Raw genomic sequence first — 12974 nt, 5'->3', positions numbered from 1 at the left:
AATTTCACATGAGTGTTGAGTGGTGGTTAACCTATCTCGTGACCACAATAATTCTGAGTCTGTCACCCGGTTCCGGGGCAATTAATACCATGACCACCGCCATTAGCCACGGCTATCGGGGAGCTGCCGCGTCGATTGCCGGGCTGCAAACGGGGCTTGCGATTCATATCGTGCTGGTTGGGATTGGCCTGGGTGCGCTGTTCTCACACTCATTGCTGGCTTTTGAAATTTTGAAATGGGCGGGTGCCGCTTATCTTGTCTGGCTTGGTATTCAGCAATGGCGTGCCGCGGGTGCGCTGGACTTGAATACTCTGGCAACCACCCAACCACGCAGCCGTCTGTTTAAGCGCGCGATTTTTGTGAACCTGACGAACCCAAAAAGCATCGTCTTTCTTGCTGCACTTTTCCCGCAGTTTATCTCACCGCACCAGCCACAGGCGTTGCAGTATTTAGTGCTCGGTGTGACGACTGTAGTGGTGGATATTATTGTGATGATTGGCTATGCGGGGCTTGCAACACGTATTGCAGGCTGGATTAAAGGACCAAAGCAGATGAAAGCGTTGAACCGCGTATTTGGTTCGCTGTTTATGTTGGTTGGCGCACTCCTTGCGGGAGCACGCCAGTAATACCCGTCATACTTCAAGTTGCAGGGGTGTTGGCTGCACTCACAAACCCCAGTCACTTACTCAAGTAAGCTCCTGGGGATTTGCTCCCTTGCCGCCTACCTGCAACTCGAATTATTTTGGGTTTATAAGGAAGGATTATCGGGAGATGATCAGGTGGATGCCGAATCCGGCAAACAAAACACCGGCAACACCATCAATCCATTTCGCAAGGCGCTGGTAACCCCGGCGCATTTGCGGCAATGCGAACAGGCTGGCAACCACGGTAAACCAGACGAAGGTTTCCAGAGCAATCATGACGAATAATCCCCAACGCTCGGCGCTGCCAACATCATTACTGACAAACAGTGAAAACACGCTGCCGAAATAAATGATAGCTTTTGGATTCGAGAGATTGGTCAACAGGCCCTTCAGGAAGCTGCGTCCACTGCGAGCCAGCTCAACACTGACCTCTTCAGTCGGCTTAACCGTTTCTTTTTTCAATGCGCTGCGCAGCATCTGATAACCCATCCAGCACAGATACAAGCCACCGCCGACCATAATAATGCTGTGTAGCCACGCCATTTTTTCGAGGATCAGGTTAAGGCCGAGCAGCGCCACGCCAGACCAGACCATCACGCCGCCGGTAATACCCAGCACGCCCATCATGGCTTCTTTTCGGGAACGGCTAACGGCTGTCTGCGAGACAAAAAAGAAATCCGGACCAGGCGTAACCAGAGCGACAATATGCAGAACCGCCACGGTCATAAATAGCATCAACATAGGAATTAACTCGCTAGATTATTAGTTGGGGAATAACTATACGAGTTGCAGCAAAGACTGGCTACTACTCATCTTCGCCATCGACATGGCTGCGAATAAGTGCCATAAACTCGCGCCCAAAGCGCTCCAGTTTACGCGTACCCACACCGTTAACGCCTAGCATTTCACTCGGCGTAATCGGCATTTGTTCGGCCATTTCGATAAGCGTCGCGTCGTTAAACACCACATACGGCGGGATATTCTCTTCGTCGGCAATGGCTTTACGCAGCTTGCGCAATTTGGCGAACAGCTTGCGATCGTAGTTTCCGCCAAACACTTTCGGGCTGGATTTCGATTTGATTGCCACAATACGCGGCACGGCGAGCATTAAGGGTTCTTCGCCACGTAAATACGGGCGAGCCGCGGCGGTGAGCTGCAATGCGGAATGTTGGGCGATGTTTTGCGTCACCACACCGAGGTGAATCAACTGGCGGATAACGCTGACCCAATGCTCGTGGGTCTGGTCGCGGCCAATGCCATAAACCGGTAATTTGTCGTGCTGTAATTCGCGGATACGCTGGTTATTGGCACCGCGCAGCACTTCCACGACATAGCCCATACCAAAGCGTTGGTTGACGCGATAAATACAGGACAGCGCTTTTTGCGCATCCACCAGCCCGTCGTAGCGGCGCGGTGGATCGAGACAAACATCGCAGTTGCCACAAGATTGCTGGCGACCTTCACCGAAGTAATTCAGCAACACCAGGCGGCGACAGGTCTGCGCTTCGGCAAACGCGCCCATTGCGTTGAGTTTATGGCGCTCAATATCCTGTAATTGCCCGACCGGTTTTTCTTCGAGGCATTTACGCAACCACGCCATATCGGCCGGATCGTAAAATAGCATTGCTTCCGCAGGTAGGCCGTCACGCCCGGCACGGCCAGTTTCCTGGTAATAGGATTCGATATTGCGCGGGATGTCGAAGTGCGCGACAAAACGCACGTTGGGTTTATTGATGCCCATACCGAATGCTACGGTCGCGACAACAATTTGCAAGTCATCACGTTGGAATTTTTCCTGCACTTCCGCACGCACCTGATGTTCAAGCCCGGCGTGATAAGCCCCGGCGCTGATACCTTTACTTTGCAGACGCGCAGCTGTGTCTTCTACTTTGGCGCGGCTGCCACAGTAAATAATGCCGGATTTCCCACGCTGTTCTTGCACATAGCGCATCAGCTGATCGAGAGGTTTAAACTTCTCCATCAGCATGTAGCGGATATTCGGGCGGTCAAAACTGCTGATTTGAATCAGCGGGTCGTGCAAACCAAGCAGACGAACAATGTCCGCACGCGTGGTGTCATCAGCCGTAGCAGTTAAGGCAATGAATGGCACCGTCGGCAGACGTTGGCGAAGTTGGCCTAATGCGGCATATTCCGGGCGAAAATCGTGGCCCCACTGTGAAATACAGTGCGCCTCGTCAACCGCGATCATCGACAAATGCCACTGGCTGATTTGGTCGATGAAGTTGTCCATCATCAACCGTTCCGGCGCGATGTATAACAGGCGAATCTGCCCGGTACGGCAGCCCGCCATCACTTCTTGTTGCTGTTCGCGATTTTGGGTGGAGTTAAGGCTCGCGGCGGCAACGCCGTTTGCCAGCAACTGATCGACCTGGTCTTTCATCAGGGAAATCAGCGGGGAAACCACGACAGTCAGCCCGCCAAACACCAGCGCCGGGATTTGATAGCACAGTGATTTGCCACCGCCTGTCGGCATGACAACCAGGCAATCGCGCCCCTCCAGCACCGTTTCGATGATGGTTTCCTGACCTGGGCGGAACTGTTGATAGCCAAAGGTATCTTGCAAAACCTGTCTGGCCAGCACTGCCTGATTAATTACTTCCGCCTGTGTCACGCTTTCCCCACCACAAAAACCGCCAATTTCTTAGAACAGATCGTTAAGCATAACGCCGACACCGAAGCGTGTCTGGTTAAAGTTGTAATCAATTAATGACTCACCGTAACCGCTGTAAAGCTGGGTATAAAGGCGCACGTGCTTAGTGACCGGATAACTAAAGCCTAATTCGCCGCCGCCGTAGCCGGTATTCCAGTTGTACTGCCCTTTCATACTCAGAATCGCATCGCCAAACTGGTAGCCAACGCGCAACTGGTAGTAGCCCAGGTATTTGGTGATATCCGGGTTATCCTCGGTGCTGCCAATTACATACCACGGCTTCACTTCAACCATCCAGTTACCGTGCTCAGCCATCAGACGCGTGTATAAACGGTTCCAGCTGCGAGACGTTGGGTCTGAACGACCATTGGAATCGTGGTTATAACCCATCTCAACGTCGCGTAATGTCCAGCCAGCAAAGGTTTCATCCGTTGCAAAACCGAGGAAAAGCTGCGATTCATAGTTGGTTTCACGAAAAGGAGAAGACTCTCCACTGTTCGACAACTGCCACCAGGACTTTTGGGTATATGAGCCACCTAACACTGAGTTAGGCCCCAGAATACCGCGCCAGATAGGGAACGCGAGGCTAAGCTGGAATTTTACTTCGTCTTTGCGGGCATTATCAGACCAGTTATAACTGCGAATCGCCTCTTTATTCAGATCATCAGTCACCGTATAGATCAGATAGTTAGTTTCATACGGGTAAAGTGTGAACGGATTGTCATGTTCCAGAAGCATATTCGCAATGATGCTGCCACGCACAGCCGGTTTATCATGCACTTGCTTTATGGTCGCTTCAGCTGCGTTAGCCATAGAAGGAAGCAGGCATGCCGCCATCAGCCATCCTAGATACTTGCGCATCAATGGTGTTCTCCTGAAAGAAAAGGTTTCAAATTATTATCAGGGACACATTCTACATAGTTCTTAATCTGGACGCTCGGTCTACAGTTCTTAAAGTAGCAATCAACGATTGCGAAGCATAAAATACACAATTAATTAACATTATGCCCAAGCTACTTCAAGATTCAGGTAGGCGGCAATCGAATGAATCCCGATGAGCTTACTCAAGTAAGTGATTCGGGTGAATGAGAGCAGCCAAAAACCCTGCATCTTGAAGGGCGAAGGGTATGTGATTTTGTATTGATCGAGGAACGATCCATGTCTACCCCATTTTTGACCCCGGAAGCCGCTTTACAACTGGTCGGTGAAATTTTTGTCTACCACATGCCATTTAACCGTGCGCTTGGGCTGGAGCTTATCCGTTACGAGAAAGATTACGCCGAGCTTTGTTTTAATAACCAGCCGATGATGGTAGGGAACTGGGCGCAGAGTATTTTGCATGGCGGTGTCATCGCCTCATCGCTGGATGTGGCGGCAGGCCTGGTTTGTGTGGGCAGTACGCTCACCCGCCACGATAGTATTAGCGAAGAAGAACTACGCCAACGTCTCTCGAAAATGGGAACTATCGATTTACGCGTCGATTACCTGCGCCCAGGGCGTGGCCAACGTTTCACTGCCAGCAGCACTCTTCTGCGTGCAGGCCGCAAAGTGGCTGTAGCACGCGTGGAATTACACAACGAAGATCAATTGCATATCGCCAGTGCGACCGCCACCTACATGGTGGGGTGATGTAATTATTGCTGATACAATTAGGACACTATTCATCAACGAGTTCTTTTCATGGATGCGAAACAAACCCGTCAGGGCGTATTACTAGCACTGGCGGCGTACTTTATGTGGGGCATCGCGCCTGCTTACTTCAAATTAATCCACTATGTTCCGGCTGATGAAATCCTGACGCACCGCGTGATTTGGTCGTTCTTCTTTATGTTGGTGTTAATTAGCCTCAGTCGCCAGTGGCCCCAGGTGAAGAAATCCTGTCAAAACCGCAAAAAGGTATTCGCCATGGCGCTCTCCGCAGTGCTCATCGGCGGTAACTGGCTGCTCTTCATCTGGGCGGTGAATAATAATCACATGCTGGAGGCAAGCCTGGGTTATTTCATCAACCCTCTGGTTAACGTGCTTTTGGGGATGATTTTCCTCGGTGAGCGCTTTCGCAGAATGCAGTGGGTAGCCGTGGTCCTCGCCGCTTGTGGTGTTCTGGTTCAGCTTTGGACATTCGGTTCGCTGCCAATCATCGCTCTTGGCCTTGCATTTAGCTTCGCGTTTTACGGACTGGTGCGTAAGAAAATCGCCGTTGATGCACAAACCGGCATGCTGGTTGAAACGCTGTGGCTATTGCCAATTGCGGCTATCTATTTGTTTGGCATCGCGGACAGTTCAACCAGTCATATGGGGCAAAACTCGATGTCGCTGAATTTACTGCTGATTGCGGCGGGCGTGGTAACAACGATTCCATTGCTGTGCTTCACCGCAGCAGCAACGCGCTTACGCCTCTCGACACTGGGTTTCTTCCAGTACATTGGCCCGACGTTGATGTTCCTGCTAGCAGTGACGTTCTACGGTGAAGTGATCGGTAAAGATAAGTTGCTGACGTTTGGCTTTATCTGGGCAGCACTAGCGTTGTTTATTCTTGATGCGGTTTATACGCAGCGAAACTCACGGATAGCGGCGCGCGCGGTCGCGCAGAAGTAAAAAGGGAGCCAATCGGCTCCCTTCTCATTTTCATCTTACAACCAGTTCTTGCGCTTGAAGTAGAGATACGGAGCCAGACCCGCGAGGATCATCACGATAATCGCCGCCGGGTAACCGAAGCTCAGTTTCAACTCGGGCATAAACTCAAAGTTCATCCCGTAGCTCGATGCCACAAGTGTTGGCGGCAGGAACACCACCGATACCACCGAGAAGATCTTGATGATGCGGTTCTGCTCGATGTTGATAAAGCCCATCGCCGCTTGCATCAGGAAGTTGACCTTCTGGAACAACGATTCGTTGTGCGGCAACAGGGATTCGATATCGCGCAGGATTTCACGTGCCTGCTCAAGCTGACCGCTCGGCAAGCGCGCTTTACGCACCAGGAAATTCAGGGCGCGCTGGGTATCCATCAAACACAAACGGACTTTCCAGCCGATATCTTCCAGCTCAGCAAGCGTTGAAAGTGCGGCGTCATATTCATCGCCCTGATGCCCTTCCATAATGACACGGCTGAGTTTTTCGAGATCGCTATAGATGTTTTCGATTTCGTCTGCCAGCTGTTCGATTTTGGTTTCGAACAAGTCGAGCAGTAATTCGTACGCATTGCCGTCCACCATGTTCTGGCTGCGGGCACGCATGCGATAAAGGCGAAATGCAGGTAATTCACGCTCACGCAGCGTAAACAGGCGGCCTTCACGTATGGTAAATGCCACGGTGCTGTTGCCTGCGTGATCGTCAGCATCTTCGTAAAAGAAGAATGAGTGGATGTGCAAACCGTCTTCGTCTTCAAAGAAACGCGCGGATGCTTCGATGTCTTCCAGTTCCGGGCGGGTTGCCAGGCTTTGACCAAGTTCCGTTTGCACGCGCTGACGCTCGCTCTCTTCAGGCTCGACCAAATCAACCCAAACAGAATTGCTCAGGTTATCGGTCTCATCTAATTCAAGACGGGACAGACGATTGTTTTCCAGTTGAAATGCGCTCAGCATGACCGGTACTCCCAATGCAAAAAATATCAGGGACAGTTCGGTTGGCACACAGACAGAAACTAACTAGGTTTCAGACCATTAAAAAGTCTGACTCATTGCGACGGGATATACGAGATATGAGGTCGCCGACAACCACTAAGGCTATCAGCATTCGAGGATAGCCTTAGAAGTTGTACCTGGATGACAGGTTATTGAGCCAGTATTTACTGGGTGTGTCCAAGGCGAGTGTCCTCTTAGCGTAATCGTGCGCGCATGTTACGCCACCACAAATATGGCGTCAACACGCAACGGGAAACCATGGAGTAATAAACCAGGGTGGTATTTATAAGGTAGCAAAAGCGTGAAAAACGATGAGTTGTTTCGCTAACTTACACCGATTCCAGGCGTGCGTAAGCCGCAACTAGCCACTTAATTCCCTGCCCCGGAAATGCCACCTGAACCCGGCTATGTTCACCACTTCCTTCAAGATTAACGACCGTACCTTCGCCAAATTTTTCATGGCGCACTCGCTGCCCGAGTTTAAAGCCTGAATCATTCTCAGAAATTGGCGTGCCCATGCGTTGGTGGCTGACCGGACGACTGATGCTGGCGCGCAGACGAACCTCTTCCACACAGTTCTCAGGCAGTTCGCCAATAAAGCGCGATGGACGGTGGTAAACCTCTTTGCCATACAGACGGCGGGTTTCAGCGTAAGTTAGCGTCAGTTTTTGCATCGCACGTGTTACGCCAACGTATGCCAGGCGGCGTTCTTCTTCCAGGCGGCCACCTTCATCGAGCGACATCTGGCTTGGGAACATGCCCTCTTCCATGCCGACGATAAACACCTGCGGGAACTCCAGACCTTTCGCCGAGTGCAGCGTCATCAATTGCACCGCATCTTGCCAGGTATCGGCCTGCCCTTCACCGGCTTCAAGTGCTGCATGAGACAAGAATGCCTGCAGCGGCATTAGGTCTTCGTCTTCATCCTGATAGCTGAACTGGCGCGTTGCCGTGACCAGTTCTTCTAAGTTTTCAATACGCGTCTGGCCCTTCTCGCCCTTTTCCTGCTCGTACATCATCATCAGACCTGAATCTTTGATAACCCGGTCAGTTTGTACGTGCAGCGGCATGTCGATGGTTTCATGTGCCAGCGCGTCGATAAGTTCCATAAAGCGTTGCAGCGCAGAAGCGGCACGGCCTGCTAACGCTTTCTCCTGAAGCAACAAGCGGCAGGCTTGCCACATTGTCAGTTGCTGGTCACGCGATGTCTGGCGCACCACATCTAATGTGCGATCGCCGATACCCCGCGTTGGTGTGTTAACCACGCGCTCAAATGCCGCGTCGTCATTACGGTTAGCAATCAGGCGCAGATACGAGAGCGCATCTTTGATTTCCTGGCGTTCGAAGAAGCGCATGCCGCCGTAAATGCGGTATGGCATACCAACCTGCAATAAGGCCTCTTCCAGCACGCGTGATTGGGCGTTGCTGCGATAGAGAATCGCGCATTGCTCAAGCGCACCGCCATTTTCCTGCCAGGTTTTGATGCGGTTTACCACGAAACGCGCTTCGTCTAATTCGTTAAAGGCGCAATACAGTGAAATAGGTTCACCATCGCTGCCGTCGGTCCATAACTCTTTACCCAAACGGCCGGAGTTGTTGGCAATCAGGGCGTTGGCGGCATTCAGAATGTTGTTGGTCGAACGGTAGTTTTGTTCAAGACGAATGGTTTGTGCGCCTGGGAAATCAGTCAGGAAGCGTTGGATGTTCTCAACTTGCGCACCGCGCCAGCCGTAGATTGACTGGTCATCATCACCAACAATCATCACTTTACCGGTATCGCCCGCCAGCATACGAATCCACGCGTACTGGATGCTGTTGGTATCCTGGAATTCGTCCACCAGAATGTTGGTAAAGCGTTCACGATAGTGATTAAGGATGTGCGGTTTGTTCAGCCACAACTCATGGGCTCGCAGCAGCAATTCGGCAAAATCCAGCAGCCCGGCGCGATCGCAGGCTTCCTGATACGCCTGATACACTTTCTGCCAGGTTTGCTCGACCGGGTTGCCATAGCTTTCAATGTGATGCGGGCGTAAACCTTCATCTTTCTTGCCGTTGATAAACCACATTGCCTGGCGAGCAGGCCACTGTTTATCGTCGAGATTCATGGCTTTAATCAGACGTTTTAACAAGCGCAGCTGATCTTCGCTGTCCAGTATCTGGAAATCCTGTGGCAGGTTGGCGTCCATGTGATGTGCACGCAGCAAGCGGTGCGCGAGACCATGGAAAGTACCTACCCACATCCCACCCTGGCTGGTTCCCATCAACTGACTGATACGGTGGCGCATTTCAGCCGCTGCTTTGTTGGTAAACGTCACTGCCATAATGGAGTACGGCGAGCAGTTTTCTACGCTAATCAACCACGCAATACGATGCACCAATACACGCGTCTTACCGCTTCCTGCACCAGCCAGCACCAGCATATTGCTACGCGTGGCCGCGACGGCTTCGCGCTGTTTATCGTTGAGGCTGTCGAGCAGGTAAGAAACGTCCATTGGCACCGCCGTTGAGGAGATAAATATACTGGAATTTTATACAGAGTTCTGACGATTATATCAGCGCGGTGAGGGATGCCAACTGCGAAATTTCCAGATGGGGTAATAAACGGCTGTCATCAATTTGCATCAGGTCACCATCACGCAGGTTTATCCAGCACGCCTGCATTCCGCTGCGAATAGCTCCGGCAACGTCAGTGGTCAGATCATCGCCTACATGCAGAATCTGGCTGAGTGGCACATCCAGCTTTTCGGCAGCCAGCAGATACATGTCGTTGAATGGCTTGGAACGCCCATGAGGACCGGCACGCAGCACAAATTTAAAGTACTGATCGAGGCCGAAAAGATGTGGCTCGGCGTTGCCGTTAGTAATCGCCACCAGCGGCCATTTTTCGGCGAGTTTCGCTAATGTGTCGTGCGTTTCTTGCGGCACGTCGATTTGGCTGCGCCAGTGGGCAAAATTTGCCATCGAAGCCTCCGTGCCAGCGGCAGCTTCTTGCACTGACAAGCCCACATCTAACATGGCTTGTTCAACGGCACGACGACGCCATTCGGTGACATCGTGGTAAATATCGGGTTCTGCGAGGCGCAACGCATGGCGAATGCGCAAAAAATCGGGGCGTTGCAGGTGGTTGAGTTTCGGATGGTAATTCTGCACAAAACTCATTGATTCGCGTTCGGTGCGCGTAATCACTTCGCGGTTGTCGTACAGGGTGTCGTCAAGATCGAAAGTGAGCGCGGCAATAGTCCCTAATGGGCGATAAAAATGCATTACGATTTCCCTCGTTTAGCGCGTGGATGCGCAGCATCATACACTGAGGCTAAGTGTTGGAAGTCGAGATGGGTATAGATTTGCGTCGTCGAAAGGTTGGCGTGGCCGAGTAATTCCTGCACACCGCGCAAATCCCCGCTGGACTCCAGCATATGCGTGGCAAATGAATGGCGCAGTTTATGAGGGTGCACATGGCTGTTTAGCCCCTGTTTTATCCCCCACTCGCTAAAACGCTTTTGAACGTTACGCGTCGAGATACGCTTCCCCTGTTTTGAGAGAAACAGGGCGTCGTCGTCCGGGCCAAAAAGCTCGCGCAAGTCCAGCCAATGCTCAACCCAGAGGACTGCAGATTTCCCCACCGGCACGCGGCGTTCTTTGCTACCTTTACCTATAACCCAGACTTCACCGGTCGTCAGGTCGATGTGGCGACAATCCATATTAACCAGTTCGGAAAGACGCAGCCCCGCACCATACATCACTTCCAGCATCGCGCGATCACGCACGGCGAGTGGATCATTGATATCGATATCCAACAGGCGATTAACGTCATCAACATCGATATTTTTCGGCAGGTGGCGACCAGCTTTTGGGGTGGTGATACCTTTTGCGGGATTCGCTTTGAGCTCGCCCTGGCTGACACACCAGTCGAAGAAACTACGGAGCGCGGAAAGACGTAATGCCAGGCTTGATGGCCCAAGACCCGCCTTGCGGCTGCGAACCGTGATTGAACGAACTGATGCAGCGTCACACTGCTGCCAGGTCGCCATTTTCATCTCGCCCGCCAGGTCGATTATTGCGCTCAACTGACGGCCATAATTGAGTAACGTCAGCGGGCTTAACTGGCGCTCAACTTTCAGGTAGCGCAGGAAGCCATCTACCGAAGATTGCAGCGGGGAGGTCGTCATACGCGTTCGACCCAACGCTCCAGAAGATCGGGCAGCATCAGCGCCAGCTCGTGCAGTAATTGCGTGCCTTGCCCTTCCTGGTAATGTTGCGGGTCGCGGCTACTGAATACCAGCACACCTAAATCGGCATCACTTCCCATCAAAGAAACGGCTACTGAACCAATCGCTTTAGCTTGCGGTAAAACGACAAGCAATTCAGGCCCGTTGAGCGGCCCCAAATAATGTTGCCTGTCACCCAGACGTTGAATGCGCAACGGCTCGAAAGCCTGTCGATTCAATGCCAGATGGGTAAAATCTGAAGGTGCGCCAATACGCCAGCGATCGGCAAAAAGACGCACATTCGCGCCAGCAAGGCCCATTTCACGCGCCCAACGATGCAGGCGGTTTAGCATTTCCTGCAAACTGGTGGCTGAAGCCAGGCGGCCTTGCAGCTTCAATAATCGATAGAACAGCCCTTCGTTGGCACTCGCCTGCTCCATCAGCAGAGACATGTTTTCTTCAAGAAAATTGATGTGGTTACGGCTACGCGCCATATGCCATTCAACCAATGACACCGTACCGCGCACCGGGTGTGGCACCTGCATCTGTTCTACATGCTGGGCATTTCTAATAAAGAAATCGGGGTGGCGTAGCAGATACTCCGCCACCATACGGTCATCCAGTTCAAGTACGGCTTCTTGCTGTTCCTCGGCGTTCTTCATAGATGTATAAATCCATCATAGACATGGGCCGCCGGGCCGGTCATAAACAACGGCGTTCCCGGCCCTTTCCAGGCGATATCAAGGCGGCCACCCGGTAGCTCAACGCGAACCTGCTCCGCCAGTATTCCCTGCAAGATGCCTACGGCAACTGCGCCACAAGCGCCACTGCCACAAGCTTGAGTTTCTCCGGCCCCACGCTCAAAAACGCGCAGACGGATGTGTTCTTTGGTCATGACCTGCATAAAGCCGATATTCGCGCGCTCAGGGAAACGCTCATGGTTTTCCATGACTGGACCCAGCGTTTCCACAGCGGCCGTAGTCACATCATCAACCTGAATCACGCAATGCGGGTTACCCATCGACACGACGCCACACATAATGGTTTGTTCAGCGGCACGCATAATATAGGTCTTTTCCGCTTTGTTTGCGCGGAACGGCACGGCAGATGGCTCGAAATTCGGCTCACCCATATTCACGCGCACCAGCTCATCTTCCGTTACGCTGAGCACCATGCGGCCATTGGCTGTGCTGACGCGGATATCACGTTTGTTGGTCAGTCCCTTCAGGCGCACAAAGCGGGCAAAACAGCGTGCGCCGTTGCCACATTGTGAAACTTCGCTGCCATCAGCATTGAAAATACGGTAATGGAAGTCGAGGTCAGGATCGTATGGTGGTTCAACCACCAGCAATTGATCAAAACCCACACCCAGATGCCTGTCGGCCAGGCGGCGGATAAGTTCAGGTGAGAAATAAACGTTTTGAGTCACCGCGTCGACGACCATAAAGTCATTGCCAAGGCCATGCATCTTCGAAAACTGCATCTTCTGCTCCATATACGCGGCTACTTATTAATAATTTGCTAGTAGACAACCTGAGTCGGTGCGTTATCAGTACCACGATTATTACGATCAGGCGTGGTTGATTGCGGCTGTGGCTTAGGAGTGACCTGAGATGTAGGCTTGGTTTTACCGTCAGCAGGAGGGAAATACAGAGGCCCTTTAAGGCCGCAACCAGAAAGGCTAAAAAGTGCCAGCATGAGAGCTAATGGGCAGAAAATTTTCTTCATTATTGAGATGCCTGTAATCCAATATTCTGCCTTCTATCATCGCAGGTGATCCCCGAAAAGCAATACTCTTTTCTATCCACGACTATTGGTATACTGCTCTTAA

14 protein-coding genes are annotated in these 12974 nt (G+C 52.0%); 3 read left to right on the top strand and 11 right to left on the bottom strand.

Features of this window, described 5'->3' with window-relative positions; all coding sequences use genetic code 11:
• The first annotated feature begins 8 nt into the window (after positions 1–8).
• Positions 9–626, top strand: coding sequence for a homoserine/homoserine lactone efflux protein (rhtB, locus tag M977_RS11875; protein ID WP_064515213.1), 618 nt, complete (start codon positions 9–11; stop codon positions 624–626).
• A 135-nt stretch (positions 627–761) separates the two neighbouring features.
• Here rhtB and rhtC read toward each other — a convergent pair whose 3' ends face one another.
• From rhtC to pldA, 3 genes are all read right to left on the bottom strand, one after another.
• On the bottom strand, positions 762–1385 hold the full coding sequence (gene rhtC, locus M977_RS11870) for a threonine export protein RhtC (protein WP_064515211.1): 624 nt from the start codon (positions 1383–1385) through the stop codon (positions 762–764).
• A gap of 64 nt (positions 1386–1449) precedes the next feature.
• The gene (gene recQ / locus M977_RS11865) at positions 1450–3276 is read right to left on the bottom strand and encodes an ATP-dependent DNA helicase RecQ (RefSeq protein WP_064515209.1); all 1827 of its coding nucleotides are present in this window, start codon (positions 3274–3276) and stop codon (positions 1450–1452) included.
• A gap of 30 nt (positions 3277–3306) precedes the next feature.
• The gene (gene pldA / locus M977_RS11860) at positions 3307–4176 is read right to left on the bottom strand and encodes a phospholipase A (RefSeq protein WP_064515206.1); all 870 of its coding nucleotides are present in this window, start codon (positions 4174–4176) and stop codon (positions 3307–3309) included.
• A gap of 297 nt (positions 4177–4473) precedes the next feature.
• On the opposite strand from pldA, the gene M977_RS11855 reads away from it, so the two are divergent.
• On the top strand, positions 4474–4944 hold the full coding sequence (locus tag M977_RS11855) for a thioesterase family protein (protein ID WP_064515204.1): 471 nt from the start codon (positions 4474–4476) through the stop codon (positions 4942–4944).
• 51 nt (positions 4945–4995) lie between these two features.
• Positions 4996–5910 (top strand): EamA family transporter RarD, encoded by a 915-nt coding sequence (rarD, locus tag M977_RS11850; protein ID WP_064515202.1) that lies wholly within the window; start codon positions 4996–4998, stop codon positions 5908–5910.
• 35 nt (positions 5911–5945) lie between these two features.
• Here rarD and corA read toward each other — a convergent pair whose 3' ends face one another.
• From corA to lptM, 8 genes are all read right to left on the bottom strand, one after another.
• Complete coding sequence (corA, locus tag M977_RS11845) at positions 5946–6896, bottom strand: magnesium/cobalt transporter CorA (protein ID WP_034461684.1); 951 nt, start codon at positions 6894–6896, stop codon at positions 5946–5948.
• Between the two features lie 163 nt (positions 6897–7059).
• Positions 7060–7116 carry a YsgD/CorL family protein gene (gene ysgD / locus M977_RS26125; RefSeq protein ID WP_367597360.1) on the bottom strand — a complete coding sequence of 19 codons (57 nt, stop codon included), beginning with the start codon at positions 7114–7116 and terminating at the stop codon, positions 7060–7062.
• Positions 7117–7264: 148 nt separating this feature from the next.
• A complete protein-coding gene (gene uvrD, locus M977_RS11840; RefSeq protein WP_064515200.1) occupies positions 7265–9427 on the bottom strand; it encodes a DNA helicase II in 2163 nt (720 codons plus the stop codon).
• A 55-nt stretch (positions 9428–9482) separates the two neighbouring features.
• On the bottom strand, positions 9483–10199 hold the full coding sequence (gene yigB, locus M977_RS11835; RefSeq protein ID WP_064515198.1) for a 5-amino-6-(5-phospho-D-ribitylamino)uracil phosphatase YigB: 717 nt from the start codon (positions 10197–10199) through the stop codon (positions 9483–9485).
• Entirely contained in the window at positions 10199–11104 is a 906-nt protein-coding gene (xerC, locus tag M977_RS11830) for a tyrosine recombinase XerC (RefSeq protein ID WP_064515196.1), read from the bottom strand. Before xerC ends, yigB begins: the two co-directional genes overlap by 1 nt.
• Positions 11101–11805: a DUF484 domain-containing protein gene (locus M977_RS11825; RefSeq protein ID WP_064515194.1), complete on the bottom strand. Its 705-nt coding sequence runs from the start codon at positions 11803–11805 to the stop codon at positions 11101–11103. Before M977_RS11825 ends, xerC begins: the two co-directional genes overlap by 4 nt.
• Positions 11802–12626, bottom strand: coding sequence for a diaminopimelate epimerase (dapF, locus tag M977_RS11820; protein ID WP_064515193.1), 825 nt, complete (start codon positions 12624–12626; stop codon positions 11802–11804). Before dapF ends, M977_RS11825 begins: the two co-directional genes overlap by 4 nt.
• A 38-nt stretch (positions 12627–12664) precedes the next feature.
• On the bottom strand, positions 12665–12871 hold the full coding sequence (lptM, locus tag M977_RS11815) for an LPS translocon maturation chaperone LptM (RefSeq protein WP_064515191.1): 207 nt from the start codon (positions 12869–12871) through the stop codon (positions 12665–12667).
• Between the last annotated feature and the right edge of the window lie 103 nt (positions 12872–12974).

Origin of the sequence: Buttiauxella gaviniae ATCC 51604 (assembly GCF_001654835.1) — a bacterium.
Lineage (GTDB): Bacteria > Pseudomonadota > Gammaproteobacteria > Enterobacterales > Enterobacteriaceae > Buttiauxella > Buttiauxella gaviniae.
Note: the sequence above shows the minus strand (reverse complement) of the source record. Positions and strands in the feature narration are given on the sequence as shown.

Coding starts and splice junctions, on each gene's coding strand:
- xerC (WP_064515196.1), bottom strand. CDS start 11,104: ATGACGACCTCCCCGCTGCAATCTTCGGTAGATGGCTTCCTGCGCTAC.
- uvrD (WP_064515200.1), bottom strand. CDS start 9,427: ATGGACGTTTCTTACCTGCTCGACAGCCTCAACGATAAACAGCGCGAA.
- M977_RS11855 (WP_064515204.1), top strand. CDS start 4,474: ATGTCTACCCCATTTTTGACCCCGGAAGCCGCTTTACAACTGGTCGGT.
- lptM (WP_064515191.1), bottom strand. CDS start 12,871: ATGAAGAAAATTTTCTGCCCATTAGCTCTCATGCTGGCACTTTTTAGC.
- rarD (WP_064515202.1), top strand. CDS start 4,996: ATGGATGCGAAACAAACCCGTCAGGGCGTATTACTAGCACTGGCGGCG.
- pldA (WP_064515206.1), bottom strand. CDS start 4,176: ATGCGCAAGTATCTAGGATGGCTGATGGCGGCATGCCTGCTTCCTTCT.
- M977_RS11825 (WP_064515194.1), bottom strand. CDS start 11,805: ATGAAGAACGCCGAGGAACAGCAAGAAGCCGTACTTGAACTGGATGAC.
- rhtC (WP_064515211.1), bottom strand. CDS start 1,385: ATGTTGATGCTATTTATGACCGTGGCGGTTCTGCATATTGTCGCTCTG.
- dapF (WP_064515193.1), bottom strand. CDS start 12,626: ATGCAGTTTTCGAAGATGCATGGCCTTGGCAATGACTTTATGGTCGTC.
- rhtB (WP_064515213.1), top strand. CDS start 9: ATGAGTGTTGAGTGGTGGTTAACCTATCTCGTGACCACAATAATTCTG.
- yigB (WP_064515198.1), bottom strand. CDS start 10,199: ATGCATTTTTATCGCCCATTAGGGACTATTGCCGCGCTCACTTTCGAT.
- corA (WP_034461684.1), bottom strand. CDS start 6,896: ATGCTGAGCGCATTTCAACTGGAAAACAATCGTCTGTCCCGTCTTGAA.